Origin of the sequence: Pseudonocardia yuanmonensis, assembly GCF_039542425.1 — a bacterium.
Taxonomy (GTDB): Bacteria; Actinomycetota; Actinomycetes; order Mycobacteriales; family Pseudonocardiaceae; genus Pseudonocardia; species Pseudonocardia yuanmonensis.
The window spans coordinates 67,392-93,883 of sequence record NZ_BAABIC010000026.1; the positions used below are offsets into that span (position 1 = coordinate 67,392).

22 protein-coding genes and 1 pseudogene are annotated in these 26,492 nt (G+C 76.2%); 15 read left to right on the forward strand and 8 right to left on the reverse strand.

What is annotated here, in order from left to right:
- Positions 1 to 73 precede the first annotated feature (73 nt).
- The 4 genes from ABD990_RS28815 (at position 74) to ABD990_RS28830 (ending at position 8,012) form a co-directional block, all read left to right on the forward strand.
- Complete coding sequence (locus ABD990_RS28815; protein WP_345383917.1) at positions 74 to 6,139, forward strand: nitrate- and nitrite sensing domain-containing protein; 6,066 nt, start codon at positions 74 to 76, stop codon at positions 6,137 to 6,139.
- Between the two features lie 67 nt (positions 6,140 to 6,206).
- The gene (locus ABD990_RS28820) at positions 6,207 to 6,629 is read left to right on the forward strand and encodes a roadblock/LC7 domain-containing protein (RefSeq protein WP_037048693.1); all 423 of its coding nucleotides are present in this window, start codon (positions 6,207 to 6,209) and stop codon (positions 6,627 to 6,629) included.
- A gap of 74 nt (positions 6,630 to 6,703) precedes the next feature.
- Entirely contained in the window at positions 6,704 to 7,375 is a 672-nt protein-coding gene (locus tag ABD990_RS28825; protein WP_345383918.1) for a DUF742 domain-containing protein, read from the forward strand.
- Between the two features lie 34 nt (positions 7,376 to 7,409).
- Positions 7,410 to 8,012 (forward strand): GTP-binding protein, encoded by a 603-nt coding sequence (locus ABD990_RS28830; protein WP_345383919.1) that lies wholly within the window; start codon positions 7,410 to 7,412, stop codon positions 8,010 to 8,012.
- Between the two features lie 12 nt (positions 8,013 to 8,024).
- On the opposite strand, the gene ABD990_RS28835 is transcribed toward ABD990_RS28830, so the two are convergent.
- Complete coding sequence (locus tag ABD990_RS28835) at positions 8,025 to 10,268, reverse strand: helicase-associated domain-containing protein (RefSeq protein ID WP_345383920.1); 2,244 nt, start codon at positions 10,266 to 10,268, stop codon at positions 8,025 to 8,027.
- Between the two features lie 96 nt (positions 10,269 to 10,364).
- Here ABD990_RS28835 and ABD990_RS28840 point away from each other — a divergent pair, with 96 nt between their 5' ends.
- Positions 10,365 to 10,544, forward strand: coding sequence for a hypothetical protein (locus tag ABD990_RS28840; RefSeq protein ID WP_345383921.1), 180 nt, complete (start codon positions 10,365 to 10,367; stop codon positions 10,542 to 10,544).
- Positions 10,544 to 11,131 (forward strand): nucleotidyltransferase family protein, encoded by a 588-nt coding sequence (locus ABD990_RS28845; protein ID WP_345383922.1) that lies wholly within the window; start codon positions 10,544 to 10,546, stop codon positions 11,129 to 11,131. The genes ABD990_RS28840 and ABD990_RS28845 overlap by 1 nt, the downstream gene beginning before the upstream one ends.
- 125 nt (positions 11,132 to 11,256) lie before the next feature.
- On the opposite strand, the gene ABD990_RS28850 is transcribed toward ABD990_RS28845, so the two are convergent.
- Entirely contained in the window at positions 11,257 to 11,856 is a 600-nt protein-coding gene (locus tag ABD990_RS28850) for a LysM peptidoglycan-binding domain-containing protein (protein WP_345383923.1), read from the reverse strand.
- 412 nt (positions 11,857 to 12,268) lie between these two features.
- On the opposite strand from ABD990_RS28850, the gene moaC reads away from it, so the two are divergent.
- Both moaC and ABD990_RS34595 read left to right on the forward strand, forming a co-directional pair.
- Positions 12,269 to 12,748 (forward strand): cyclic pyranopterin monophosphate synthase MoaC, encoded by a 480-nt coding sequence (gene moaC / locus ABD990_RS28855; protein ID WP_345383924.1) that lies wholly within the window; start codon positions 12,269 to 12,271, stop codon positions 12,746 to 12,748.
- 139 nt (positions 12,749 to 12,887) lie between these two features.
- Positions 12,888 to 13,792: pseudogene (locus ABD990_RS34595) on the forward strand (molybdenum cofactor biosynthesis protein MoaE).
- A gap of 28 nt (positions 13,793 to 13,820) precedes the next feature.
- On the opposite strand, the gene ABD990_RS28870 reads toward ABD990_RS34595, so the two are convergent.
- Positions 13,821 to 14,375 carry a LysM peptidoglycan-binding domain-containing protein gene (locus tag ABD990_RS28870; protein ID WP_345383927.1) on the reverse strand — a complete coding sequence of 185 codons (555 nt, stop codon included), beginning with the start codon at positions 14,373 to 14,375 and terminating at the stop codon, positions 13,821 to 13,823.
- A 528-nt stretch (positions 14,376 to 14,903) separates the two neighbouring features.
- Between ABD990_RS28870 and ABD990_RS28875 the strand changes: the two genes are divergently transcribed.
- The 7 genes from ABD990_RS28875 (at position 14,904) to ABD990_RS28905 (ending at position 22,792) form a co-directional block, all read left to right on the forward strand.
- Complete coding sequence (locus ABD990_RS28875) at positions 14,904 to 15,809, forward strand: AAA family ATPase (protein WP_345383928.1); 906 nt, start codon at positions 14,904 to 14,906, stop codon at positions 15,807 to 15,809.
- A gap of 12 nt (positions 15,810 to 15,821) precedes the next feature.
- Positions 15,822 to 16,985 (forward strand): vWA domain-containing protein, encoded by a 1,164-nt coding sequence (locus ABD990_RS28880; protein ID WP_345383929.1) that lies wholly within the window; start codon positions 15,822 to 15,824, stop codon positions 16,983 to 16,985.
- Between the two features lie 38 nt (positions 16,986 to 17,023).
- The gene (locus ABD990_RS28885; protein ID WP_345383930.1) at positions 17,024 to 18,142 is read left to right on the forward strand and encodes an XdhC family protein; all 1,119 of its coding nucleotides are present in this window, start codon (positions 17,024 to 17,026) and stop codon (positions 18,140 to 18,142) included.
- Positions 18,143 to 18,415: 273 nt separating this feature from the next.
- Complete coding sequence (locus ABD990_RS28890) at positions 18,416 to 19,735, forward strand: iron-containing alcohol dehydrogenase (protein WP_345383931.1); 1,320 nt, start codon at positions 18,416 to 18,418, stop codon at positions 19,733 to 19,735.
- A 10-nt stretch (positions 19,736 to 19,745) separates the two neighbouring features.
- Complete coding sequence (locus ABD990_RS28895) at positions 19,746 to 21,200, forward strand: MadS family sensor histidine kinase (RefSeq protein ID WP_345383932.1); 1,455 nt, start codon at positions 19,746 to 19,748, stop codon at positions 21,198 to 21,200.
- The gene (locus tag ABD990_RS28900; RefSeq protein ID WP_425569679.1) at positions 21,197 to 21,901 is read left to right on the forward strand and encodes a MadR family response regulator transcription factor; all 705 of its coding nucleotides are present in this window, start codon (positions 21,197 to 21,199) and stop codon (positions 21,899 to 21,901) included. The genes ABD990_RS28895 and ABD990_RS28900 overlap by 4 nt, the downstream gene beginning before the upstream one ends.
- A gap of 264 nt (positions 21,902 to 22,165) precedes the next feature.
- Positions 22,166 to 22,792, forward strand: coding sequence for a hypothetical protein (locus tag ABD990_RS28905; RefSeq protein ID WP_345383933.1), 627 nt, complete (start codon positions 22,166 to 22,168; stop codon positions 22,790 to 22,792).
- On the opposite strand, the gene ABD990_RS28910 is transcribed toward ABD990_RS28905, so the two are convergent.
- From ABD990_RS28910 to thiO, 5 genes are read right to left on the reverse strand one after another with little or no spacing between them, the layout of a single operon-like run.
- On the reverse strand, positions 22,779 to 23,744 hold the full coding sequence (locus ABD990_RS28910) for a Gmad2 immunoglobulin-like domain-containing protein (RefSeq protein ID WP_345383934.1): 966 nt from the start codon (positions 23,742 to 23,744) through the stop codon (positions 22,779 to 22,781). The two genes, ABD990_RS28905 and ABD990_RS28910, sit on opposite strands and share 14 nt — an antisense overlap.
- Positions 23,745 to 23,748: 4 nt before the next feature.
- Positions 23,749 to 24,276, reverse strand: coding sequence for a gamma carbonic anhydrase family protein (locus ABD990_RS28915; protein ID WP_345383935.1), 528 nt, complete (start codon positions 24,274 to 24,276; stop codon positions 23,749 to 23,751).
- A gap of 55 nt (positions 24,277 to 24,331) precedes the next feature.
- Complete coding sequence (gene thiG / locus ABD990_RS28920; protein ID WP_425569680.1) at positions 24,332 to 25,111, reverse strand: thiazole synthase; 780 nt, start codon at positions 25,109 to 25,111, stop codon at positions 24,332 to 24,334.
- 8 nt (positions 25,112 to 25,119) lie between these two features.
- Positions 25,120 to 25,320 carry a sulfur carrier protein ThiS gene (gene thiS / locus ABD990_RS28925; RefSeq protein WP_345383937.1) on the reverse strand — a complete coding sequence of 67 codons (201 nt, stop codon included), beginning with the start codon at positions 25,318 to 25,320 and terminating at the stop codon, positions 25,120 to 25,122.
- Positions 25,317 to 26,381, reverse strand: a complete 1,065-nt coding sequence (thiO, locus tag ABD990_RS28930; protein WP_345383938.1) for a glycine oxidase ThiO — start codon at positions 26,379 to 26,381, stop codon at positions 25,317 to 25,319. Before thiO ends, thiS begins: the two co-directional genes overlap by 4 nt.
- Positions 26,382 to 26,492 lie beyond the last annotated feature (111 nt).

The following is a 26,492-nucleotide window of genomic DNA, read 5'->3' on the forward strand; positions in this document are numbered from 1 at the left end:
CGGGGCGCGAATCGTCGGGTCCCCGTGTCAAGGTCGGTCAGGTCGTCGCGAGCCACATCAGGGAGACGTTGACGTGACCAGCACCGAACGCCACCCCGCGTGGTCGGAGCGGCTGAACCCCCGCAACTGGAGCCTGGCCGCCAAGCTGGTGGCCGTGGGCCTCGTGCCCACCCTGCTGGCCCTGGTGCTGGGCGTGCTGCGCATCTCCGACCAGGCGGGCGTGGCCGAGCAGCTGGGCCGGGACAACCGCCTGCTCGAGATCCGCCAGGACGTCTCCGCCGCGGCGCAGGCCCTGCAGGCGGAGCGCAACACCGCCGTGCTGTTCGTCGCCGGCGGGCGCACGGGCGACCGCGGCGCGCTGACCCGCGCCGCCGCGGACACGGACGCGAGGCTCGGCGAGGTGCGCGCGGCGCTGGCCGACACCGCCCAGCTCGACGCGAGCGGCACCACCGCGCTGCAGCAGGCCGAGGGCGGGTTCACCCAGCTCCCCGTGCTGCGGACGGACGCGGCGGGCTCGCCGGCCGGGATCGACGACATCACCACCCGGTACACGACCATCGTCCAGCGCACGGACGTCCTGGATCGGGCACTGATCCACCAGGGCGAGACCACCTACGCGGGCGGCCTGGGGGACGCGCTCACCGCGACCGGCGAGGCGCGCGAGGCCCTGGCCCTCCAGCACACGGTGCTCGCGGGTGCGATCGCCGCGGGCCGGCTGAGCGAGCAGGACAAGATCACGGTGACGGGCGCCGCCGCGGCGTTCGCCACGGCCTTCGCCGACTACCAGGTGGGCCTCACGCCGGAGCAGTTCGCGCGCTTCGGCAACTTCGCCACGGACGGGGCCAACGTCGACTTCGAGCGGCTGCGGACCCAGATCATGGCCACCCCGACCGACCGCCCGCTGGCGGCGGACCCGGCGGCGTGGGACGCGGCGTACCAGCAGGCCGCCCAGGTCGTCGAGCGCGCCGGGTCCGGCGTCGGCGACGAGCTGACCGCCACCTCCACGCAGGCCCAGGAGGACGCGAGCAACAAGGCCGGCGTCAACTCCGTGCTGCTCATGCTGGGCGTGCTGCTCGGCATCGCGATCATCGTGCTGCTCGCCCGCAGCCTGATCCGCTCGCTGCGGGTGCTCCGCCGCTCCGCCCTCGACGTCGCCGAGCGCCGGCTGCCGCAGGCGGTCGAGACCATGCGCTCCGGCCAGCCCCTCGACGCGATGGTCGAGCCGGTGCCGCTCGCGGGCCGGGACGAGGTCGGCCAGGTGGCCCGGGCGTTCGACGCCGTGCACGGGCAGGCCATCCGCCTCGCCGCGGACCAGGCCGCGCTGCAGGCGAACGTCTCGAACATGTTCGTCAACCTCTCCCGCCGCTCGCAGGCGCTGGTCGAGCGCCAGCTGCAGCTGATCGAGCAGCTGGAGAGCAACGAGCAGGACCCGGACCAGCTGTCCAACCTCTTCCAGCTGGACCACCTCGCCACCCGTATGCGGCGCAACAGCGAGAACCTGCTGGTCCTCGCGGGCACCGACCTCGCGAAGCGCAACGTCGCCCCGGTCCCGGTGGTCGACGTCCTGCGCGCCGCGGTGTCCGAGATCGAGCAGTACCAGCGCGTCGTCGTGCAGCCGCCGCCCGTGGCGACGGTCGCCGGGCGTGCCGCGAGCGACCTCGTCCACCTGCTGGCCGAGCTGCTGGACAACGCCACCAACTTCTCCCCGCCAGACTCGCAGGTCGTCATGAGCACGACCCGAGTGGGCGACGGCTCCCTGATCATCGAGATCGCCGACCGCGGCGTCGGCATGGCGGAGCACGAGCTCGGCGAGGCCAACCAGCGCCTCGCCTCCCCCGCCGCGGTCGACGTGTCGGCCTCCCGGCGGATGGGCCTGTTCGTGGTCGGCCGCCTGGCCAACCGGCACGGTCTGGGCATCCGGCTCGCCGGCGGCATGGCCGGCGCCGCCGGCGGCCTCACCGCCTCGGTCACCGTCCCCGCCGTGCTGGTCCCGTCGGCCGAGCCGGTGGACCGGCAGCCGGTGCGCACCGGCGCCGCTCCGGCGGCCCTGGCCGCCGGGCAGGGCGCGTCCTCCTTCGGCGGCGGCCCCACCGCGCCCGGCACCGGCACCGTGCCCGCGCCGCGGCCCGCCGGTACCGGGCCCGGCCGGCCGTCGTCGCTCTCCTCCCTGGTCCAGGGCGACGACGGGCCGATGAGCCCGGCCCCCGCCTTCGGCGGCGGTGGGCGCCCGCCCGCACCGCCCGTCAACGGGAAGGGCCTGCCGCAGCGCCGGCCCGGGTCGGTCCCCCCGCAGGACGGCGCCGGCCCGGACGACGGGTTCGACGCCTTCGGCACCGGTGCGGTGCAGGCCGAGCGGCCCGACGAGCCCTCGGACGAGGCCACCCGGCCGGAGCGCGCGGCCGGCGACCCGGCGACGAACGGGTACGGCCCCGGCCGGGGTCCCGAGGGGCGGGGCTCAGCCGGACAGGTCGTGGACGGGCAGGTGGTCGACGGGCAGGAGGGCCGACAGGCCCCGGACGTGCGTCCGGCCGGTCCGGAGCGCGGCCCGTGGCCGGTGGAGAGCCTGCGGAGGCCCCCGAACGGCTCCGCCGTCCCGACCCGCCCGACCAACGGGCACTCCTTCCACGGCGACCGCCCGGGTGCCTCGGGCGACCTCCCGGCGCTGCCCAAGCGCACGCCGCGCGGCGGGACGCCGGGCGACGCGGAGCGCGGCACGCGCGAACAGGAGCGGACCGGCGACCGGCCGACCGGTCGGGAGCAGGGGACCCCGCGGGGCGGCGCGCAGCCGGACGAGGCGCTGCGCAACGGCACTGCTCGCAACGGTGCTGTCGAGGACGGCACCGCAGCACAGGGCGCCGCGCAGGAGGACCCGCAGAAGTCCGGATCCGACCGGCCCGGCGAGAAGCTCGGGCGCGGTGTGGCCGCGGCCGGCGCCGCGCTGGCCGGTGCGGCCGCGGGTCTCGCCGGTGCGGCCGCACTGCGGAAGTCCGGCAAGGACGGCGAGGAGAAGGACACCGAGGGGAAGGCGGAGCGCGCCGACTCCGAGGGGTCCACCGCCGACGCCCCGGCGGACGACCGCACCCCGCCGGCCGGCTCGGCCGCGGCGGACGCGGACACGCCCGCCACGGGCACCGCGGCCGCTCGCGACGGGAGTGTCGCGCGGCCCGAGGCCGGTGCGGCCACGTCGGCCGCCGAGGCCGGCGCCGCGTCCCGGGCCGCGGACGAGCCCGCCACCACCCGTCTCCCGGTCACCCGGGCGAACGGCTCGACCCCGAGCGCGTTCTCGCCGACCGGCGACGCGGCGACGACCGTGCCCTCGAGCGGCACGCCCGACGCGGCCACGCGGGCCGTCGATGCGAAGCCCGCCGGTGAGTCCACGGCGACCAGGGATGCCACGGCCGAGCCGACGACGAGTGCCACCGGCAGCGAGTCGACGGTCTCCGGCACCACCGCCGGCACCGCCTCCGAGGCCGCGTCCTCGGGCACCGACACCGACGCGCCCTCCGGCACCAGGCCCGCGGGTACGTCCGGGTCCGCCGCGGTCGAGCGCGGCGGCGAGGCCGACAGCCGCACGGCCGAGAGCCGTGGCGCCGCGGGCCGCCCGACCCCGGGCACCGGGACCGAGGGCACCGGGGCGAAGCCCACCGGCGGAGGCAGCACCGGTACCGACAGCACCGGCAGCACCGGCGCGGGAGTCGAGGGCACGTGGGTCGACGGCACCGGGACCGGCGAGCGCGCCGGCACCGACCGCTCGGACCCCACGGACCGCTCCGGGACCGGCGCCGCCTTCGCGGCGGGGGCCGGGACCGCATTCGCCGGCGCCGCCGGCATCCGCTCCGGACGGACCGGCGAGACCGCGAAGAGCACGAGCAGCGAGGGCACGAGCACCGAGAGCACGAGCACCAAGGGCACGAGCACCGAGAGCACGAGCACCGAGGACACGAGCACGCGGGGCGCGAACACGGCGGGCACGAGCACCCAGGGCGCGACCGGCGGCTCGACCTCCGGATCCACCCCGGACCCGGCCGCTCCGGGCCCGGTCAGCTCGCGCACGACCACCCCGGGCACGGGCGCCCCGAGCAGCACCGCCGCCGAGTCCGCGGATCCGGCCGAGCGCACCGACGCCATCGACACCACCGCGGCCCGGGCCTCCGAGCGGGCGTCCGGAGCCGACGCGACCGGTGCTCCGGCCGCCGGCGGTGCCGCGGCCGACGCGCCCGATGTGGGCGACCGCACCTCGGACGAGCCGGCCCCGCCGACCGCGGCGGGCCTCCCGCGGCGCACGCCCGCTGTGAACAGCGGCGAGCGGCCCGACGGGCCGCCCTCGGCACTGCCGCGGCGGGGCGGGGAGCCCGAGGACCGCCCCGAGCGTCCGGCCGCGGCAACTTCCGAGAGCCCCGAGAGCGCCGCCGAGGGCCTCGGGCTGCCGCGTCGTACGCCGGGCACGCCCGGCCGGACCCCGGCCGACCGCACCGACCGCACCGACCGCACCGACCGCGCCGACCGCACCGACCGCACCGACCGCACCGACCAGGGCGACCGGCCCGGCGGGGCTCCTGCCGCCCCGGCGGCCCCCGCCGCCGGTGTCGAGGGCTCGCAGGGCCTTCCCCGGCGCGTCCCGGGCACCAGCCCGGGTGCCGACGGCCGGTCCACTGCGCACCCCACGGGTCCGGCGGGCCTGCCCCAGCGGCGGCCCGACCGGCCGATGTCCGCCTCGGCCGAGGGCACGGAGGCCTTGTTCTCCGCATCCACGCCCGCGGACACGAACTCCACGGGGCAGCTGCGCCGCCCGGGCGCCTTCGAGTTGCGGACCCCCTCGGGCCGCCCCACCGTCGACGGCGCCACGGACGGCAGCGTCGACGGCGCCACCACCGGCGACACCACCGGCACCAACGGCACTGCGCCGACCGGCCCGGCCACCGCGGGCGGCCCGGCCACCCCGGCCGTGGAGCAGACCGGCGGCACCGCGCCGACCGGCCAGAACCCGACCGGCCAGAACCCGACCGGCCGGACCGGCCAGAACGGGACCTCGCCGGCCCAGGACCCGACCGGCGGACCCACAGCCCCTCGACAGGCCCCCCGATTCCCCGCCGGCCAGGGCCCGACGGGCCAGAACCCGCTGGGCCAGAATCCGCTGGGCCAGAACACGCTGGGCCAGAACCCGGCGACCCAGGAGCCGGGCACCGCCGGTCCGAGCCCGTACCGGAACGGCGGCGCGCTCGCCTACGGCACCGGCACGCCGGGCGCCCCGGGCATGCCGAACGGCGCCGGCACGTCGGGCGGCCTGCCGACCCGTCGTCCGAGCCCCGGCCCCCAGGCCACGGGCCCGAGCGGCACCACCGGCACGGGCCCGAGCAGCACCGGCACCGGCTCCACGGGAACCGGCGCCACCGGCCCCACCGGCACCGGCCCCACCGGCACGGGCTCCCACGGCACCCTGACCGGCGAGGGCCCGACCGGGACCGCCCCGGGCTCCCCGAGCAGCGGCTTCCCGGGCACCGGCACCCCGGCCCCCTCCGCCCCCGGCGGAGTCACGTCCACCCCCACCGGAACCCCGGCCGCTCCCCTCGGCGCCGCGTCCACCGCCCCCACCGGCGGCCGGAACGACCCGACCGACGACCCGTCCCGCTTCGACCTCGGCCAGACCACGCCGATCTTCGAGGAGATCGCGTCGGCCTGGTTCCGCTCGAACCGCTCCGTCCCGGTCCGCTGGACGGACGCGGAGGAGGAGGGCGCGCAGGGCGCGGCGGCCACGCCGGCGTCGGGCGACCCGCTCCGGGCCGACCGCCCGGCCGGCGGCCCCGGCGGTTTCGCCACCGCGGCGGACGAGGGCTGGCGGGTCGCCGACGCGACCGCGGCGGCCACGGCCGCCGAGACCGAGCGCGGCGCGAGCGAGACCACCGAGGCCGGGTTGCCGAAACGCAGGCCCCGCGCGCGGCTCGTCCCGGGCAGCGCGGCAGGATCCGCGGTGTTGGCTCCGCCCTCGGGGCCGGCCCGCAACGCCGAGGCCATCCGTGGCCGTCTGGCGAGCTACCAGCAGGGCGTCCGGCAGGGCCGGGAGAGCCGGCTGCGCCGCCAGTCGGCGGCGGGCGGCACCGGGCAGGCCCGGAGCACGACCGAGCAGGACGAGGAGAAGTGATGATCGGGCAGGAGGCCGCACCGGCGGCCATCGGCACCGGCCCGACCGACGTCGAGGAGGCCGCGGCGTGACCGCACCACAGACCCAGCCCAGCCGGTTCGGATGGCTGGTCACCAACTTCGCGGAGAAGGTCCCCGGGGTCGCGCACGCGATCGTGGTCTCCGCCGACGGGCTGCTGCTCACGGCGTCGGACCGGCTCCCCCGCGACCGCGCCGACCAGCTGGCCGCGGTGGCGTCCGGCCTGGTCAGCCTGACCCAGGGCGCGGCGCGCTGCTTCGACGCGGGCGGCGTGGTCCAGACCGTCGTGGAGATGGACCGCGGGATCGTCCTGCTCATGTCCATCAGCGACGGCTCGTGCCTCGCCGTGCTCGCCTCGCCGAGCTGCGACATCGGCCTGATCGGCTACGAGATGACGCTGCTCGTCGACCGGGTCGGCCAGCTGCTCACCCCGGAGCTGCGCGCCGAGCTGCAGGGCTCCTTCGGGCCCTGACGCGGCCGGCGCCCCGGGTCGACCCCCATGTCCATCCGTCCGACGAACGACCGGCACGAGGCAGGTGAGCTTTCATGACCAGCGGTCCCGACGACGCACCGCGTCAGCAGGAGCCGACGTTCGCCGACGTGATGAACGGGTTCAGTCTCGACTCGGGACGCCCGCGCAAGCGCCGCCGGTGGGGTCGCCGGCGCGGCGAGGAGGAGGCCGAGCGGCAGGAGGCCCCGCAGGCACCGCAGCCGACGGCGTACCCGTCCACGCCGCCGCCCACCCCGGTCCCGAACGAGGTGGCCTACTCCCAGGGCCCACAGGGGGACACCGGGTTCGCCGGCTCCGGGTACGGCGGGTACCAGACGGGCCCCATCGAACCGATCCGGGACGAGCCGCTCCCGCCCGCCGTCCCGACCGGGGCGTCGGCGGTGCGGCCCTACGCCTGGACCCGCGGCCGGACCAAGTCCGGCTTCGACCTCGCGATCGAGACGCTGGTCTCGACCAGTCCCCAGGGCCGTGAGCAGCTCCCGATGCTCCAGATGGAGCACCGCTCCGTCGCGGACCTCTGCGACCGCCCTCGCTCGGTCGCCGAGGTCGCCGCGCTGCTGTCGATCCCGCTCGGTGTCGCCCGGGTGCTGCTCGGCGACATGGCCGGGCTCGGCGTGGTGACCGTGCACCAGACCGCGAGCAGTACCGGCAACGAGCCGGACCTCGCACTGATGGAAAGGGTGTTGAGTGGACTCCGTCGGCTCTAGTTACCCCGTCGGCGGGCCGCCGGTCACCCCGGCGATGTCCCGCCCGTCCCCGGCGCCGCGGCCGGGCCCGACGCCCACCACGATCTCGGCGAAGATCGTGGTGGCGGGTGGCTTCGGCGTCGGCAAGACCACGTTCGTCGGTTCGGTATCGGAGATCGACCCGCTGACGACCGAGGCCGTGATGACCGAGGCCAGCGCCGGGCACGACGACCTGAGCGCCACGCCGAACAAGCAGACGACCACGGTCGCCATGGACTTCGGCCGCGTCTCGCTGGACTCGGACCTGATCCTGTACCTGTTCGGGACGCCCGGGCAGCACCGGTTCTGGTTCATGTGGGACGACCTGGTGCGCGGCGCGATCGGCGCCGTCGTGCTGGTCGACACCCGGCGGCTGGCGGACTGCTTCTCGGCGATCGACTTCTTCGAGGACCGCGGCCTGCCCTACGTCGTCGGCCTGAACGCCTTCGACGGGCACCAGCCGCACCGGATCGAGGACGTCCGCGAGGCCATGTCGATCGACCCGGCGATCCCGATCGTGCTGTGCGACGCCCGCAACCGGGAGTCCACGAAGCAGACGCTGATCGCGCTGGTCCAGCACGCCATGGCCGCGCGGATGGCGGCCGGCGCCCGCCGCTGACCCGCGCCGCGGTCAGCTCTCGATGAGGGCGATCCGCGTGATGCGGTGCAGCGGCAGCCGGTAGACCTCGCCGTCGACGGCGTCGCGCCCCTCGACGATCCCGCCGCCGACCGTGAGTGGGGCGAGCACCCGCTCGCCCTGCACACCGTGGCCGTCGACGTACCCGATCCACACCTGGCGCCGCGCCCGCGCCGCCTCCTGCAGCGTGGCGAGGGTGTGGCTGGACCCGTTGGCGGGCATCGCGTTCCCGGCCCCGCGACGCGCCGCGGCCAGCGCGTCGCCCGCCCGCATCTTCGTCACGACCGCGTCGATCCGCTCCTCCGAGGGGTCCGCGAGCACCGCTCGGCTCCGCGGCCGGCGCGGGTCCGTCCGGGCCCCCCGCGGCCCCAGGTCCAGCACCCCGCCCGACGCGTCCTCCGCGGCCGGGCTGAAGCCGGCGGCCCGCAGCCCGTCGAGCAGCTCCGCGAGCGCCACCGGGCTCACCGCGACCGTCGGGGCGATCCGCCGCAGCTCCAGCGACGCGGTCTCGGGGTGCGCGAGGACCTCGGAGAGCAGCACCTCGTCGTCGGAGCGCAGGAAGGCCGAGGCGACGCCGCCGCGCAGCCGCCCGTGCCGCCGCCCGACGTCCTCGACGAGGTAGGTCAGAGCCTGCGGCACGGGTGTCGACGACCGGGCCTCCAGCAGCTCCTTCAGGTCCGCCGGCGAGCGGCCCGCGTCGAGGGCGCGCCGCACGCTCGCCTCGGTGAAGCGGTACACCGTGGCTCCGCCTGCGGACTCGACGTCCGCCATCAGCTGCAGCTCGCGCGCCAGCCACGTGACCAGCGGTCCGGGCGCGACGGCCGTGAGGTCTGCCTGCAGGAGCACGGTCTCGACCGGCTCGGGCAGCACGGCCCGCAGCGCGGCGACGACGGGGCCGTTCTCCCCCGGCGGTGCGGCGAGCAGCGCGCGGCCCGGCTCGGCGAGCGCGTCGAGGGCGACCGCGCCGAGGAGCGTGCCCTCCTCCAGCGTCCAGCGGACGATCTCGTCCCGCAGCCGCCCGCCCCGCCGCGGCGCGCGCCAGGCGAGCAGGTCCCCCAGCGCCTCCGGGGTGGTGACGGCGGTGCCCGGCGGCAGGTCGGCCAGCGCGCTCAGCACCCGCCGGCGGTCCCGCGGGGCGACCGGGCGGCGCAGGGTCTCCGAGAGCGCGTTGATCGGGCGGTCCGCGTCGTCCCGGCGCCCGACGAGCCCGGGCAGCCGCGGCAGCTCCAGCCAGGCCCGCGCCAGCGCGACCCAGCGCTGCTCGACGCCGGCGGCGAGCCAGGCGTCGGCGGCGCTCGTGGGCAACCAGTCGGGGTTGGGCGAGTCGCTCTGCCCGAGCAGGTCCGCGGCCAGGGCGACCTCGACGATCAGCGCGGCGCCCGCCTCGTCCGTCTCCAGCTCGCGGGCGGTCCGGCGCAGGTCTCGCACGCCCAGCCCGCCCGAGCGCAGCACGGTGGGCGGGGCGGAGCCCCACAGCTCGATGAGCCGCTCCACGCGGCGCAGGAGCTCCATGGCGGCGCCGCCCGCCGTGGCGTCGACCTGGCCGACCGGCCGCTCGCGGGTCGACAGCGGCGGCGGGGTGGCGTCGATCCGTCCCATCGGCCGCTCGCCGCGCAGCGCGATACCGACCTGCTGGGGCAGCTCCACCGTCTCGGTGTCGAGCCGGATCAGCAGGCCCTTGGCGAGCAGCCGCCCGACGGGGCTGTCCGGCTCCGCCGCGGACCGGCTACGCCCGATGGGCGGGCCGGCGATCAACGCGTCGAGCACCCGGCGCTCCTCCGGCGGTAGCCCGGCGATCGACTTCGGCAGCTCGCTCGACGCCGCGGGCCCGCCGGCGCGGCGGCCCAGGTTGCCCGGATAGGCGGGGACGACGTCCCGCGCGGCCGGGACCACGCGCAGGCCCTCGTCCGGTCCCCAGGCCAGCGCCCGCGCGCGCAGCGCGGCGAGCGCGGCGTCCAGGGCCTCCGCGGTGACGTCCGGCCCGAGCAGCCGGGCGATCTCGGCCCGCTCGGCGGCGACGTGGTCGGCGTCGGCCACGACGAGCGCCTCGAGCACGGCGAGCGCCACGGTGTCGAGGTCGTCGCTCGCGCGATGGACGGACGCCCGGATGCCCGCACGGGTGGCCAGCACGGTGAGGTCGGCGGGCGGCGGCACGGCCAGGTCCGGGCGGAGCCGCAGGAGCGCGGCCAGGGTCTCGTCGTCCTGGCCACGCAGCCAGTCGACCAGGGGGGCGGTCATCGCCCTCCACGGTAGTCGTCGGGAGGGGTGCCCCGCCCGGCCGTCCGATCGGGGATACTGGGGGCGCCCGCGCACGCGAGACCGTGGAGGAGAGCCGTGGCGAAGCCGATGAAGGCCGGACGCATCGACCCGAACTGGCCGGACCTGCCCGACGGTGAGCACCCGCTGACCGAGCTCCTCGGGCCGGTGCAGGGGAACATGTCCCCCTTCGGCGACCTCGAGTTCCCCCTCGACAAGGTCCCGTACGAGCACCCCGTCACCGAGATCAACAAGTAGTGCCCGCCGGGGGCCTGCTGCTCGCCGCCGGCGCCGGCCGGCGGATGGGCGGGCCGAAGGCCCTCGTCGAGCTCGACGGCGAGCCGCTCGTCCGCCGGGCCCTGCGAGTCCTGGCCGCGGGCGGCTGCGCGCCGTCGACCGTGGTCCTCGGGGCCGAAGCGGAGCGCGTCCGCCCGCTCGTGCCGCCGGGTACCGGGATCGTCCTCGCGCCGGACTGGGCCGAGGGCATGGGCGCCTCGCTCCGCGCCGGGCTCGCCGCGCTCGCGGCGGCCGACCCGGTTCCCGAGGCCGTCGTGGTGCACCTGGTGGACCTGCCGGGCGTCACGCCCGCGGCGGTGGCCCGCCTCGCCGCCCTCGCCGCCCCCGGGGCGCTCGCCCGGGCGGCCTACGACGGGCAGCCCGCCCATCCCGTGCTGCTCGGCCGGGAGCACTGGGCCGCCGTGGCCGCCGGCGCCCGCGGGGACGCGGGCGCGCGCGGCTACCTGAAGGGGCATCCGGACCTCGTCCTGGTGGAGTGCGCCGACGTGGCCCGCCCGGACGACGTCGACACCCCCGAGCAACTCGCCCGCGCCCGCGGCGACGCCTGACCGTCGCCCGACCCCGACCGCCGCTCCGACCCCGACCGGCGAGCGGGACGCGGCCACCCCGCCACCTGTGCGGTGACGGGGTGGGCGGGGGTCCGGGCGCGCGTCCCGGGTTCGGAACCGAGGGCTCAGACCTGGAGCACGCTGCCCGGCAGGATCAGGTTGGGGTTCGAGATCAGGGCCGGGTTCTTGGCGAGCAGGTCCTTCCAGTTCGCCATCCCGTGCGCCTGCGCGATCTTGCCGAGGGTGTCGCCCTGCTTCACGGTGTAGGTGCCGGTGGACGGCGCCGCCGGCGCGCTCAGCCGGACCTGCTGCGGCGGGGCGGTCGGGGCGGTGCGCGCGGTGGCGGACTCGCCGGTCGCACCCGCCTTGCGCGAGCAGACGGGCCAGGCGCCCCAGCCCTGCTTCGCGAGGACCTTCTCGGCGACGGCGATCTGCTGGGCGCGGGTGGCCTGGTGCGCGGCCGGGGCGTAGGCGGTGCCGCCGAAGCCGCGCCAGGTCTGCGCGGCGAACTGCAGGCCGCCGGAGTAACCGTTGCCGGTGTTGATGCTCCAGTTGCCGCCGCTCTCGCACTGGGCGACGCGGTCCCAGGTGGCGTCGGTGGCCGCGTTCGCCGACGGAGCGAGGACGACCAGGGGGGCACCCGCGACGGCACCGGCGAGGGCGGTGCGGGCGATCGTGCGACCGGCGGTGGACGGCTTGCGGTGCTTGCCGCGGTAACGGGCCATGACGCGTTCTCCGTCGCGGCGCCTGCGGAATGTCGCCCGTTTCCGGCGCGACGGCGGTGGGTGGCCGCCGGGTGTTCCGTCCCTGTCCCGCGTCGTGCTTCGGGGGCCGTCACCGCCGGACAGGGGAGCGCTGCGGTTCCGGGGCCGGGCGGCAATGGGGGAGTCCGCCTGAGCCGGGTCGGACCGTACGTGCGACGGGCGACTGACGAAAGCGCTGGCGGATCCGTGTCCGATGATCGACTTCACTATCGGACGAAACTGTGGTAGTCGCCGTTTTCGCAGGTCAGGGATACGTATAACGGGGCGGATACGGATCGGATTCGGAACGACATGGTTGTGTCGCTGTGATTGAGATCACACTTCGCCGAGGCCCCGACGGCGACCGCCGGCACGCCGGACGTAGGGTTCGTGCGTGGAGCTGACCCATGTCGACGCCGCCGGCGCCGCCCGGATGGTCGATGTCTCGGAGAAGCAGCCGAGCGCGCGCACCGCGGTCGCGACCGGCGTCCTGCGGACCACCGCCGAGGTGGTGGACCTGCTGCGCCGGGACGGCCTGCCGAAGGGCGACGCGCTGGCCACGGCCCGAATCGCCGGGATCATGGGCGCCAAGCGCACCCCGGACCTCGTTCCGCTCTGCCACCCGATCGCGCTGAGCGGGGTCACGCTGGACCTCGAGCCCGGCGAGGCCGAGGTGCGGATCCGGGCCACCGTGCGGACCACCGACCGCACCGGGGTGGAGATGGAGGCCCTGACCGCCGTCGCCGTCGCGGGCCTGACCCTGCACGACATGGTCAAGGCCGTGGACCCCGCCGCCGTGCTCGACGCCGTGCGCGTCGAGCGCAAGGAGGGCGGCAAGACCGGCACCTGGACCCGCCCGGAGGACCGCCCGTGAGCGAGCGTGCGAGCTCACCGTTGAACACGGCAGCGCCGCGAACGCGGCCGACGAGCGCCAGCGAGGAGGCGGCGTGAGCGAGCTGGAGTCGCCCGCGACGGACGCGAGCACCGGCACGAGCACCGTCCGCCGGGCCCGCGTGATCACGGCGTCCAACCGCGCCGCCCAGGGCGTCTACGCCGACAAGGGCGGGCCGATCATCGCGGAGTGGCTGCGGGACAAGGGCTTCGCCACGGACGACCCGACGGTGGTGCCCGACGGGGAACCCGTGGGCGCCGCGCTGCGCGAGGCCGTCGCCGCCGGCACGGACGTGGTGATCACGACCGGCGGCACCGGGATCTCGCCCACGGACGCGACCCCGGAGGTGACCCGCGCCGTGCTGGACTACGAGGTGCCGGGCCTCGCGGACGCGATCCGCGCGTACGGCGCCCCGAAGGTCCCGACCGCCGTGCTCTCGCGCGGGCTGGCCGGGGTGGCCGGCCGGACCCTCGTCGTCAACCTGCCGGGGTCGACCGGCGGGGTCCGGGACGGCCTGGCCGTGCTGGACGGCGTCCTCGACCATGCGGTCGACCAACTCCGCGGAGGTGACCACTGATGGAGCCGACCAGCGAGACCGTCACGGTGAACGTGCTGCGCGCCACCGTGACCGAGGACGTGCTCGACGTCGACGAGCACGCCCGCCTCGTCGACGACGCCGCGGCCGGGGCCGTGGTGACCTTCGCCGGCGTGGTCCGCGACCACGACGGCGGGCGGTCGGTGAGCGGGCTGGAGTACAGCGCCCATCCGACCGCCGCGACCGTCGTGGCCGAGGTGGCGCGGGACGTCGCAGGCCGGGCACGTGGCGTGCGCGCGATCGCCGTCAGCCACCGGGTCGGGAAGCTCGCGATCGGCGACGTCGCCCTGGCCTGCGCCGTCTCGGCGGATCACCGCCAGGAGGCGTTCGCGACGTGCTCCGAGCTCGTCGAGGAGGTCAAGCGGCTGCTCCCGGTGTGGAAGCACCAGGCCTTCACCGACGGCACGGACGAGTGGGTCAACTCGACCTGAGCGACCCACCCGCGCCGGGCGGACCGGCTCAGACCGCGAGCTGCTGCCCGATCGACAGCTTGTTCGCGTCCGCCAGGCCGTTGGCCTGGGCCAGCTGCTGCCAGCTCTTGCCGTTGGCGGCGGCGATCTTGCTCAGGGTGTCGCCGGCCTTGACGACGTAGTTCCCACCGGCGGGAGCGGCCGGGGCCGCAGCCGGGGCCGGGGTGGCGGGCGCCGAGGCGCGGACCTTGGAGGGCGCGGCGACGTCGCCGCGGACGCCGACCTTCTTCGAGCAGGAGGGCCAGGCGTTCCAGCCCTGCTTGGCGAGGACCTTCTCGGCCACCGCGATCTGCTGGGCCTTGCTGGCCTGGTGCGGCATGCCCTGCCCGCCGTAGGCCCGCCAGGTGGTGAGGTTGAACTGCAGGCCACCGTAGTAGCCGTTGCCCGTGTTGATGCTCCAGTTGCCGCCGCTCTCGCACTTGGCGAGGGCGTCCCAGGAGGAGGCGGAGGCGGCGTTCGCGTTGCCCGCCAGGGCCACCGGCGCACCGACGGCGACGGCGCCGGCAACGGCGAGGCGCAGGATGGATCGACCGGTCAGCTTCATCGTGGAGCTCCGTTTATCGCGCCGGACCGGAGTGGGGCCTCCGGTCGCCGGGATCCGCGAACGCTGCGACCTGGGGAGAATCGCGGGCTCACATCCGTGTGATTCACGAACGCGAACCTTTCCGTTCCGGAAATACTTTCCCGCCCTGTCCCCTTCCCTTCTCTCGACGGACCGGGAACCGCGGGACAGGGGCCTGGCGCGACGGTTCCGGATGGCATTTCGAACCGCCCCGTGGTGGGGCAGCCGAACGAAGACGCTACGTTTCGAACGCCGGTTTCCGTCAAACCGATCAACGGTGACCTCGCTCACGGTAACGCAACCGTGATTGGCTCGATAACCGTGTAACCCCTGGTCAGCGCGCTGATATCACGGAAACATCACGAGAGATCGAATCGCACCGATCCGGAAATATTGTCGTTTCGCTCACAAGCTTCTGACCACGAAGGGTGGTCGGGCCGTACACGCGGAGTGAGCGTGTTCGAGGAGCCTCACAGTGCTGCCGGGTCGCGCGTGGTCCATTCTGGTGGGGTGACACACGCCCACCAGGACGGCCGGCCCGACTCCCCCGCCGCCCTCGCCGATGCCCTCCGGGCGACCGGCTACCTCGCCGACGACGGTCTCGCGACCGCCGCGTACCTCGCGCTCCAGATGGACCGCCCGCTGTTCTGCGAGGGGGAGCCGGGCACCGGCAAGACCGCGCTCGCGCAGGCCCTCGCGCAGGTGCTCGGCGCCGAGCTGATCCGGCTGCAGTGCCACGACGGGATCGACGCCGCGCAGGCCCTCTACGACTGGGACTTCCCGCGCCAGCTGCTGCACCTGCGGGCGCTGGAGGCCGCGGCCACCGTCGACGGGGACAAGCTGGACGCCGACGCCGTGGAGGCCTCCCTCTACGAGGACCGCTTCCTGCTGGCCCGCCCGATCCTGCGCGCCCTGCGGACCACCCCGTCCGTGCTGTTGGTCGACGAGATCGACCGCGCGGACGACGAGTTCGAGGCCTTCCTCCTCGAGGTGCTCTCCGAGCACGCGGTGACCATCCCGGAGGTCGGCGAGGTCCGGGCCGTCGTGCCGCCGGTCGTCGTGCTCACCTCCAACCGCACCCGGGAGGTGCACGACGCCCTCAAGCGGCGCTGCCTCTACCTCTGGCTGGACCACCCGGACGTCGCCCGGGAGATCGAGATCCTGCGCAGCCGGCTGCCGGGGGTGCCCGAGCGACTGGCCCAGCAGGTGGCCACCGCGGCGCACAAGCTGCGCGCGACGGACCTGATCAAGCCGCCCGGTGTGGCGGAGTCGCTGGACTGGGCCCGCGCGCTGCAGCTGATCGGCGCCCGCAACCTCGACGTCGACAGCGCCGCCCGCACGCTCGGCGCCGTGCTGAAGTACCGCGAGGACGCCGACCGGGTGCGCCACCGGCTCGACTCCCTGCTCGCCTCCTGACGGACGGCCGACGTGCAGTACCCCAGCGCCGTCCCCGGGACCGGACCGGCCCCGGACGCCGACCCGTTCCCCGGGCTCGTCGGCTTCACCGCCGCCCTCCGCGCGGCCGGCGTCCCGATGACGACCGACCGGGTGGCGGCCTTCACCGAGGCGCTCGACATCCTCGACGTCACCGACCGGACGCAGACCTACTGGGCCGGCAGGCTCACCCTGTGCAGTGACCCGGACGACATCGGCCGCTACGACGCCGCGTTCGCCGCCTGGTTCGACCCCGCCCAGGGTTCCCGGCCGCCGGCGCCCGGCGACCGGCCGCCGCCCCCGCCCACGCTGCGGTCGCTCATGCCCGCGCGCGACCCGGGCGAGCAGGACGGCGAGGAGTCCGAGGACGAGGACTCGCCGATCGTCCGCGCCACGGCGACCGGTACCGAGGTGCTCCGTACCCGGGACCTGGGTGAGCTCAGCCCGCTGGAGCGCGAGCACCTGCGCCGGCTGCTGGCCCTGCTGCGGCCCGACCCGCCGACCCGCGCCTCCCGGCGCCGCGGCGCGTCCCGGCACGGCAGCCCGGACCCGCGCCGCACGCTGCGCGCGGCCCTGCGCAACGAGGGCGAGATCGGCACGCTGTACCGGCGCGCCCCCACCCGGCGCCCGCGCAAGGTCGTCCTGCTGATCGACGTGTCCGGGTCGATGGAGCCCTACGCCGACGCGCTGCTGCGGTTCGCCCACGTCGTCGTGCGGCGGTCGCCGCGCAGCACGGAGGTCTTCACCCTCGGCACCCGGCTCACCCGGGTCACCCGGGAGCTGCGCCAGCGGGACGCCGAACGCGCGCTGCGGGAGGCCTCGCGGGCGATCCCGGACTGGTCCGGCGGCACCCGTCTCGGGGAGGCCGTCCAGGCCTTCGTCGACCGTTGGGGACAGCGCGGGGCCGCACGCCGCGCCGTCGTCGTCGTCTTCTCGGACGGCTGGGAGCGGGGCGCGCCCGACCTGCTCGGCCGGCAGGTCCAGCGGCTTTCCCGGCTCGCGCACCGGGTGGTGTGGGTCAACCCGCACGCCGGCAAGGAGGGCTACGCGCCCGTCCAGGGCGGAATAGTCGCCGTCCTGCCGCACTTGGACGAACTGCTCGCCGGGCACAGCCTGGAGACCCTGGAGCGCCTGCTCGGGGTGATGAGAGATGCTTGACCGGCCCGACAGGGAGGTCCGGTTAGTGGAGGTTTCCCATGCGTGACGTCGTCGACCAGCTCGCGGGCTGGTGGAAGAACGGCGAGCCGGCGGCGCTCGCCACCGTGGTCGCGACCTTCCGCTCCGCCCCGCGCCAGCCGGGTGCGTCGATGCTGGTGGGGCCCGGCGGGGAGGCCGTCGGGAGCGTCTCCGGCGGGTGCGTCGAGGGCGCGGTGTACGAGCTCGGCCAGGAGGTGCTCGGCGAGCACCGCCCCGTGCTGCAGCGCTACGGCGTGTCCGACGACGACGCGTTCGCCGTCGGCCTGACCTGCGGCGGAATCCTCGACGTCTACGTCGAGGAGGTCTCCCCCGAGGCCTATCCCGAGTTCGGCCGGATCGCCGAGGCCATCCGGAACGAGACCCCGGTGGCGGTGGCCACCGTCGTCTCCGGGCCCGGGGAGCGGCTCGGCCGCCGGCTGATCGTGTGGGAGGACCGGGTCGAGGGCGGCACCGGCTCGGAGCGGCTCGACGCCGCGGTCGGCGACGACGCGCGCGGCCTGCTCGCCTCCGGGCGCAACGCCACGATCACCTACGGCGTCGACGGCCAGCGCCGCGGCGAGGGCCTGATGGTCTTCGTCGAGTCGTTCGCCCCGCCGCCCCGCATGATCGTGTTCGGCGCGATCGACTTCGCCGCCGCCGTCGCCAAGATGGGCAACTTCCTCGGCTACCGGGTCACGGTCTGCGACGCCCGCCCGGTGTTCGCCACGGCCAGCCGCTTCCCCGGCGCCAACGAGGTCGTGGTCGAGTGGCCGCACCGGTACCTGGCCAAGGAGGCCGAGGAGGGCCGGATCGACGGGCGCACGGTGCTCACCGTGCTCACCCACGACCCGAAGTTCGACGTGCCGCTGCTCGAGGTCGCCCTGCGGCTGCCCGAGGTCGCCTACATCGGCGCGATGGGCTCGCGGCGCACCCACACGGACCGCATCGAGCGGCTCAAGGAGCGCGGTCTCACGGACGCGGAGATCGCCCGGATGTCCAGCCCGATCGGCCTGGACCTCGGCGCCCGCACGCCGGAGGAGACCGCCGTCTCGATCGCCGCCGAGATGATCGCGCAGCACTGGGGCGGCGCCGGGACCCGGCTCGCCGAACGGGAGGGCCCCATCCACAGCCACACCTGACCGTCGGGACAGGGTCCGCACCCTTCCGTCGGACCGGTCCGCCTCGCCTGCCCGCCGACTACCGTCCGGGGTGCAGACGAGGAGGTCCCGCATGTCCCGTCCCCGTTCCCGGCGTCGCTGATGCGGGTGCCGCACACCGCCGCCCCGGCCTCCGCCGGCCCCGCCACGGAGCGCCGCGTGCGCTCCGCGCGGAGTAGCGTGGCTCACACGTTCCGGACGCCCCGCGTGTCCGGACGTCGTCGTGTGCGGTCGGACGAGGTGTGGGAGGGCAGCGTGGCTCTCGACGGCAGGACCCCCACGACCGGGGTCGTCGACGCGTGTCGGCGGGCGGGCGAGACCGTGCTGGTCGACGAGGTCGTCGCCGACGAGGCGCCGGGGCGCGAGCCGGACCTCACCGTCCACCGGGGCGGCGGCTGCGGCGCCCCCGCCGCGGGCGCCGCGAACCCGCGGCTGTCGAAGTTCCACGCCCCGGAGATCGTGTTCGGCCCGGACTCGCTGCGCGAGGCCGCCCACGCCGCCGTCCGGCTCGGCGCGCGCCGGCCGTTCGTCGTGACCGACCCGGGCGTGTTCGAGGCGGGCTGGCCCGCCGAGCTGCTCGCGCACCTGCGTGCGACGGGGCTCGCCCCGCGGCTGTGGACGGACGTCACGCCGAACCCGAAGGACCACGAGATCGAGCAGGGCTACCACGACTACGTGGCCTCCGGCTGCGACGTGGTGATGGGCCTGGGCGGCGGTTCGGTGATCGACGCGGCCAAGGGCGTGGCCCTGCTGGCGTCGAACGGCGGGCGGATCCTGGACTACGAGGGCATCGACCGGATCGCCAACCCGATCCCGCCGCTGATCATGATGCCGTCGACCTCGGGCACCGGCGCGGACGTGTCGCAGTTCTGCATCGTCACGGACACCGAGCGGCACACCAAGATCACGATCATGGGCCGGGCGCTGGTCCCGGACGTGTCGGTGATCGACCCGCGGCTGCTCGTCACGATGCCGGAGTGGCTCAACGCCGCGACCGGGCTCGACGCGCTGACCCACGGCATCGAGGCGTTCGTCTCGCTGGCGCACGGCCCGCTGACCGACCACCACGCCCTGCAGGCCGTCTCGCTGGTCAACGCCAACCTGGCGCGCACCATGGTCCGGCCGGACGACCAGCGGGCCCGGCAGGCGATGGCCCAGGCCGCGCTGGAGGCCGGGCTGGCCTTCACCAACGCGATCCTCGGCGCCACGCACGCCATGAGCCACCAGGTCGGGGGCATGCTCGACCTGCCGCACGGGGTGATCAACGGGGTGCTGCTGCCGCACGTCGTCCGGTTCAACGGCGCCGCCACGCCGGAGCGGTTCGTGCCGATCGCCCAGGCGATGGGCCTGGCCGGGCACGGAGTGCCGGGCGACGAGGCCGTCGACATGGTCGCCGCGGAGATCCGCAAGCTGGGCGACGAGGTCGGGGTGCCGAGCGGGCTCGGCGCGCTGGGCGTGACCGAGGCGGACATCCCGCGGCTCGCCGTGCTCACCCTCGGCGACGCCTGCCTGACCACCAACCCCCGCCCCGCCTCGGTCGACGAGGTCGAGACGCTGTTCCGGGCCGCCCTGTGAGGGATCCGCGGTGACGAGCGTGCCCTCCTCCGGCCCCTGGCCGCCGCGGCGGGCCGAGCCGGCGCCTGCCGGCCGCTCGTGGCCCGGCCCCGACCTCGACGCGCTGACGGGGCTGCGGTCCGGCAAGCCGTCGTTCTACCCGGAGTACCGGGTCTCGGCGGTGCGGCTGCGCCGGGTGATCCTCGCGCTGGAGCGCATCTCCGCCGCGCTGGTCCGCACGATGGAGGGCTCCGAGGCGCTGGTGCGGGCCGTGGTCGACGCCGCGGCGGACCACCTCTCGGCCGACTGGGTCGCTTTCGCGCTCGTCGACGGCCGGCTGAAGGACGCCAGCCCGCGGCACCTCGTGCTGGGGCCGGACGGCGTGGAGTGGTCGAACCTGGAGCTGGTGCCCGCCACCGTCCGGACGCACGTGGAGAAGGTCCGCAGCGGCGTCGACGCCGGGGACGAGGGCCCCGCCCACGACCGGGACACCGCCCGCACCCACCTGCACGTCCCGGTCCGGCTCGACGGGCGCACCGTCGGCGGGTTCGTGGCCTGGACGCCGCGGGACCGGGAGGTCGACGACACCGACCACTCCGTCATGCGGATCCTGGCCGGCCAGACGGCGTCGGCGCTGCAGAACTGCGCGCTGCTGGAGCGCTCGGAGAAGCTCTACGCCCGCACCGCCCGGCAGGCGGAGGACCTGCGCACGCGCAACGCCGAGCTGCAGCGCACCCAGGAGCAGCTGGGCGCGGCCCGGCAGCGCGAGGTGCTGGACAACGAGCGGCACCGGATCGCCCGCGAGCTGCACGACAGCGTCACCCAGTACGCGCTGTCCGCCGGCATGCACATCGAGATGGTCCGCGGCGAGGTCGGGGACCCGCGGCTGCTCGAGCACCTGGACACGGCGAAGGACCTCACCAGGCGCGCCGTGGAGCAGCTGCGCTCGGCGATCTACGCGCTCAACCACCACGAGAGCGCCGACCGGGACCTGCCGGCGATGCTCCGCCAGCTCGCCACCGTGCACATGCCCGAGGAGCTGCGCATCGACGTCCGGATCGGCGGCGAACCCGTGCGGCTGCCCGCCGAGCAGGAGCAGTCGCTGTTCCGGATCGCCGGCGAGGCGCTGTTCAACACCGCCATGCACGCGGAGGCCTCCCGCGCGTCGATCCGGCTGGCCTACCGGCCCGGGGCCGTGCGCCTCACGGTGTCCGACGACGGCACGGGCCGGCCCGAGGAGGTCCGGCGCAGCCTGCGGGCGTCGGCGCTCTCGCCCTCCGGGGAGCACCGCGGTCTGGTCAACATGCAGACCCGGGCCGTGGAGATGGGCGGCTCGGTCACGTTCCGCCGGGCCCGCATGGGCGGGCTGCAGGTCCAGGTCGACGTCCCGGTCGGCGGTTCCGGCGGCGACGCCCGGCCGGGGCGCCGGGACGCCCCACGGCAGGCGGCTCACGACGGGGTCCACGAGAAAGGGGTGGCGTCATGAGCGCCGTTCGCACCACCGCACCTCCCGGGGGCCGGCCCGCGCGGCCGATGCACCGGGCGCGCCCGATGCCCGTGCGGATCGTGCTGGTCGACGACCACTCGATCATGCGCCAGGGGCTGCGGGCCGTGCTGGAGCGCGAGGAGGACCTGCGGGTGGTCGGCGAGGCCGGCACCCCGGCGGACGCGATCGCCGCGGTGGCCGCGACCCGCCCGCACGTCGTGCTGCTCGACCTCAAGCTCACCTCCGGGCCGCAGACGGACGGCCTGGAGGTCTGCCGCAAGCTCTGCGCCGCCCACCCGGGCATCGGCGTGCTGGTGCTCACGACCTTCGCCGAGGACCGGCTCGTCGTCGAGTCCGTGCAGGCGGGGGCCCGCGGGTACGTGGTGAAGGACGTCGACACGACCGAGCTGGTCCGGGCCATCCGCGCCGTCTCGCGCGGGGAGAGCGCCTTCGACGCCCGCAGCGCCTCGGCGATGGTGCGCTCGCTGTCCGGCGGCGTCCCGGACCGGGAGCGGCTCACCGAGCGCGAGCTCGACGTGCTGCGGCTGCTCGCCCGCGGCCTGTCCAACCGGGCCATCGGCGCGGAGCTGTTCATCTCGGAGACCACGGTGAAGTTCCACGTCGGCAACCTGATGCGCAAGCTGATGGTCTCCCGCCGCGCCGAGGCGGTGTACGCGGCCACCAAGCTCGGCCTGCTCTGACATCCCTCCGCCGGTGGGTTCCGCACCTCGTGGGCGCCCGGCATGATCGCTTTGCGCGGTACCTGACGGCCACCCACGGCCGCGATGTACCGCGAGTGGCGATCACGGCCGGTGCGCTCGTCGCCCCGAGGTCGCGCTGCCACTGCACCTCCGCGCCGCGACACCCTCGGCCCGGCAGCCCCGAGCCCCGCAACCCCGGTACCCGCGCCGCGAACCGTCCCGCGCCGGGTCGCGCCGTCCCGGCCCGGCCGGTAGACCCTCCTCATGCGTGTGTATGCGGAGCGGCCGGAGCGGGTCGCCGGTCAGGTGCTGGCCGACCTGGTGGCGGTGGTCTGGGCGGTCGTGTGGATCTCCCTGGGCGTGGCCGCGCACGACCTGCTGCTCCGCCTGCAGGGTCCCGGCCGGACCCTGGTGCAGGCGGGCGAGTCGATCCGCGGCGCGTTCGACGGCGCGGCCCGCGGCGCCGGGGAGGTCCCGTTCGTCGGGGACCGGCTGGCCGGGGCGTTCGCCCCCGGGGCGGACGCCGGGTCGTCGCTCGTCGCGGCGGGCCAGCAGCAGATCGACACCGTGGCCGCCGTGGCGACCGGCGCGGGTGTGCTGGTCGCGGTGCTGGGGCTGCTGCCCGTGCTGGCGGTGTGGCTGCCGCTGCGGATCCGCTACGCGCGGCGGGCCACGGCGGCGGCCGGCGCGCGCGAGGCCGGCCCGGACGTCCTGGCCCTGCGGGCGCTCGCCCACCGGCCCCTCCGGACCCTGCTACGCATCACGCCCGACCCGGCCGGGGCCTGGCGCACCGGCGATCCCGCCGCCGTTGCGGCGCTGGCCGAGGCGGAGCTGCGGTCGCTGGGCCTGCGGGGGGCGCGGGAGCCGGCGGGGCCGGTCAGCGGACGGTGATCCGCGCCGAGTCGGTCATCGGGGCCCGGCCCTCGCCGCCGCTCGGGTCGTCCTCGGAGACCACGAGGTCGTAGGTGCCGGGCTCCAGCGGCACCTCGAACCGGTACGGCGCGAAGGTCTGGCCCTCGGTGGTGGTCGCGAAGCCCGACCGCACCGTCCGGCCGGCGGTGTCGCGGACCTCCCACAGCAGGGTCGCCTCGAACACCGCCGCCTCGCCGGTCACCACCACCGGGGAGCCGACGACCGCACCCTCCACCGGGTCGTCGAGCTGGACGAGGGCCCGAACCCGGAGCGGGTCGTCCGCGGTCAGCGGCCGCGACACGTCCTCCCCCAGCAGCGTCGCCGCCGGCCGACCGTCGACCAGCACGCGTACCGGGTCGTCGCTTCCCGTGGTGCTCTGCACGGTCTGGACGAGCTGCTGCAGGGCCAGGCCCGCGGGTCCGGGCAGCGGCCCGGGCGTCCCGAGGTCCACCGTGAACACGCCGTCGGCGTGCGTCACGGGGCCACGCAGGGTCACCCCGGGCGGCCAGTCCGAGCGGTGGTCGGGGTCCTCCGGCCGGCCCGCGAGCAGCTCCCGCACGGCGACGCCCGCCGGGTCCGGCGCCGCCCCGTCCGGGCCGCCCTCGGTGGTCGCCCGGCGTTCCCGGTACAGCCGGTCGCCGGCCGCGGTCGAGCCGACGAACCAGACGACCACGCCACCTGTGCTCGCCGCCGGCGGCGAGGGCGCCGCGACCGGCGCGGCCGTGGAGGTCGGGGCGGGCGGCGGCGGGGACGCCGCCGGTGTCCCGGAGCACCCGGCGAGGCCGACGGCCACCACGACCGTCAGCGCCGCGAGCGCCGCTCCCCTGCCGCCCCCGCGCGGCTCCGACAGCGCCGACAGCGCCGACAGCGCCGACAGCGCCGACAGCGCCGACAGCGCCACCGCTCCCCTGCGACCCCCGCGCGGCGTCATGACATCAGGGGACGACGGGGGTGACGGTCTTGGCGTGCCGCTGCGCGAGCTCCCGGTAGATGTCCGGGTTCGTCTGCACCCAGCGCTCGGCCTCCGGCGTCAGCCCGCCCTTCGTGGCGGCGGGCGGCCCGAGCACCAGCGTGCCCTCCGGGATCACCTTGTTCGGCGGCACGGTCGACCCGGCCCCGATCAGCGAGCGTGCGCCGATCCGCGCGCCGTCCTGGATAGTGGCCCCGTTGCCGATCACACACTCGGCGCCGATCACGCTGCCGTGCACCACGCACAGGTGGCCGATCGTCGCGCCCGGACCGATCTCGGTGACGGGGTCGTCGCCGCCGTGCAGCACGCACCCGTCCTGCACGTTGGCCCCGGCCCGCACGACGATCGGGCCGAAGTCGGCCCGGAGCACGGCGTTGTACCAGATCGAGGCGCCCTCCTCGACCCGCACGTCGCCGACGAGCGTGGCGGTCGGGGCGACGAAGGCGGACGGGTGGACGGTCGGGGCGAGGCCCTCGAAGGAGAACAGCGGCACGGCCTCACCCTGCCACGCCCGCGGGCGGATCCCGCCGAACGGCGTGGCAGCCGTGTCAGTCGAACCGCGGCCCGTCGATCTCCGGCGACGACGCCTGCGCCCAGTACCGCCGCGGGATCCGGCCGGCGTGCCGGGCCGCGTACCCGGCCTCCACGGCCAGCCGCATCGCGTGCGCCATCCGCTCCGGGTCGGCCGCCCGGGTCACCGCGGTGGCCAGCAGGACGGCGTCGCAGCCCAGCTCCATGGCCTGCGCGGCCTCGGAGGCGGTGCCGATGCCGGCGTCGAGCACGACCGGCACGCCGGCCTGCGCCACGATCATCTCGATGTTGTGGGGGTTGCGGATGCCCAGCCCGGTCCCGATCGGCGAGCCCAGCGGCATCACGGCCGCGCAGCCGGCCTGCTCCAGCTTGCGGGCCAGCACCGGGTCGTCGTTGGTGTACGGGAGCACGGTGAAGCCGTCGTCGACCAGCTGCTCGGCGGCGTCGAGCAGCTCGATCGGGTCCGGCAGCAGGGTCCGCTCGTCGGCGACGACCTCGAGCTTGACCAGGTCCGTCTCCAGGGCCTCCCGGGCGAGCCGCGCGGTGAGCACGGCCTCGGCCGCGGTGCGGCAGCCCGCGGTGTTCGGCAGGATCTCGATGCCGAGCCGGCGCAGCAGGTCCAGCACCCCGGTGCCGGTCTGCGCGTCGATCCGGCGCATCGCGACCGTCGTCAGCGTGGTCCCGGAGGCGACCAGCGCCCGCTCCAGGACCTCCAGGTTCGCAGCCCCGCCGGTCCCCGTGATCAGCCGCGAGCCGATCTTGCGGCCACCCACCACCAGCGTCTCGTCCTGGCTCACGTCCACCGTCATCCTCCCTGCACCGCCGTCAGCACCTCGACCGCGGCGCCCGCGGCCAGCCGGGTCGACGCCCAGTCGGCCCGCCGCACGACCTGCCCGTCGACGGCCACGGCGATCCCCTTCTCCGGGGCCTCGATCGCGGCCAGCGCGTCGGTGACCGTGGCCTCGTCGGCCAGGTCGTGCGCGGTCCCGTTGATCTCCACCTTCACGTTCCCGTCCTCCCGAAGCGCGCGGGGTCGACCGCCGCCGGCACCGTCCCGCCCCCCAGCAGCCCGACGACGAGCCGGGCGGTGAGCGGGGCCAGCAGGATCCCGTTGCGGCTGTGCCCGGTGGCGACGAGCGTGCGCCCGCCCAGCCGGCCGATCACCGGCACGTTGTCGGGGCTGCCGGGGCGCAGCCCCGCCGCGGCCTCGGCCAGGGCGTACTCGGCGATGCCCGGCAGGATGCGCTCCGCGTCCCGCAGCAGGTCGCGAACCCCACCGACGGTGGGCTCGGTGTCGAACCCGTGCTCGCTCTGGGTGGCCCCGACGACCAGGCCGCCCGGGCGCGGGACGAGGTAGACCGGGCGGCCGTCGACCAGGGCGCGCACGGTCCTCCTGGGCACCGGGAAGGCGCCGCGCCGGTGGGTCAGCCGCAGGATCTCGCCCTTGACGGGCCGGACCAGGCCGGCGAGCCCCGGGTGCAGCGCCGCCGAGTGGGCGCCTGCACAGATCAGCACGGTCCCCAAGGCGCTCTCGCCCGGCTCCCAGGCCCGCTCCTCGATCACCACACCGGCCTTCTCCGCGGCCGCGCGCAGGGCCGTGAGCAGCGCCCGGTTGTCCACGGACAGGTCGCCCGGGACCGACAGCCCGCCGCGGACGTCCGGGCCCAGCGCGGGCTCCAGTCGCCGCAGCTCCCGCCCGGTCAGCCGCTCGACGGGCCGGCCCAGCCGGGCCAGGTGCTCCGCGAGGGCGTCGAGCTCGGCCCGGTCCCCGGAGCCGGTCGCCGCGACGACCGTGCCCTCCGGGTGCAGGCCCGCCGGCTGCCCGGCGGCCGCGGAGAGCTCCTCCGCGAAGTCCGGCCAGAGCTCCAGCGACTCCAGCCCGAGCCGGAGCAGGCCCTCCTCGCCCGGCCACGCCTCGGTGACCGGGGCGAGCATGCCGCCCGCCACCCACGACGAGCCGCTCGCCGGGGCGGGGTCCCGCAGGGTCACCCGCAGGCCCGCCTGCGCCGCGCGCCACGCGCAGCTCAGCCCGATGACGCCGCCACCGACGACGACGAGCTCCTCCACCTTGCTTCCTCCCTGCGCCGGCATGACCCGGATCAGGTTCGACGGTCGGGACCGGCCAGTCCCCTCTCAGCCCGCTCGACCGCGGACTCCCGTGCCCTGCACCCACAGCTC

Excerpts from the sequence above, each read along its gene's own strand:
- ABD990_RS28900 (WP_425569679.1), top strand. The coding sequence starts at position 21,197 with ATGAGCGCCGTTCGCACCACCGCACCTCCCGGGGGCCGGCCCGCGCGG.
- ABD990_RS28830 (WP_345383919.1), top strand. The coding sequence starts at position 7,410 with ATGTCCCGCCCGTCCCCGGCGCCGCGGCCGGGCCCGACGCCCACCACG.
- ABD990_RS28910 (WP_345383934.1), bottom strand. The coding sequence starts at position 23,744 with ATGACGCCGCGCGGGGGTCGCAGGGGAGCGGTGGCGCTGTCGGCGCTG.
- ABD990_RS28850 (WP_345383923.1), bottom strand. The coding sequence starts at position 11,856 with ATGGCCCGTTACCGCGGCAAGCACCGCAAGCCGTCCACCGCCGGTCGC.
- ABD990_RS28835 (WP_345383920.1), bottom strand. The coding sequence starts at position 10,268 with ATGACCGCCCCCCTGGTCGACTGGCTGCGTGGCCAGGACGACGAGACC.
- ABD990_RS28885 (WP_345383930.1), top strand. The coding sequence starts at position 17,024 with ATGCGTGACGTCGTCGACCAGCTCGCGGGCTGGTGGAAGAACGGCGAG.
- ABD990_RS28825 (WP_345383918.1), top strand. The coding sequence starts at position 6,704 with ATGACCAGCGGTCCCGACGACGCACCGCGTCAGCAGGAGCCGACGTTC.
- ABD990_RS28870 (WP_345383927.1), bottom strand. The coding sequence starts at position 14,375 with ATGAAGCTGACCGGTCGATCCATCCTGCGCCTCGCCGTTGCCGGCGCC.
- ABD990_RS28905 (WP_345383933.1), top strand. The coding sequence starts at position 22,166 with ATGCGTGTGTATGCGGAGCGGCCGGAGCGGGTCGCCGGTCAGGTGCTG.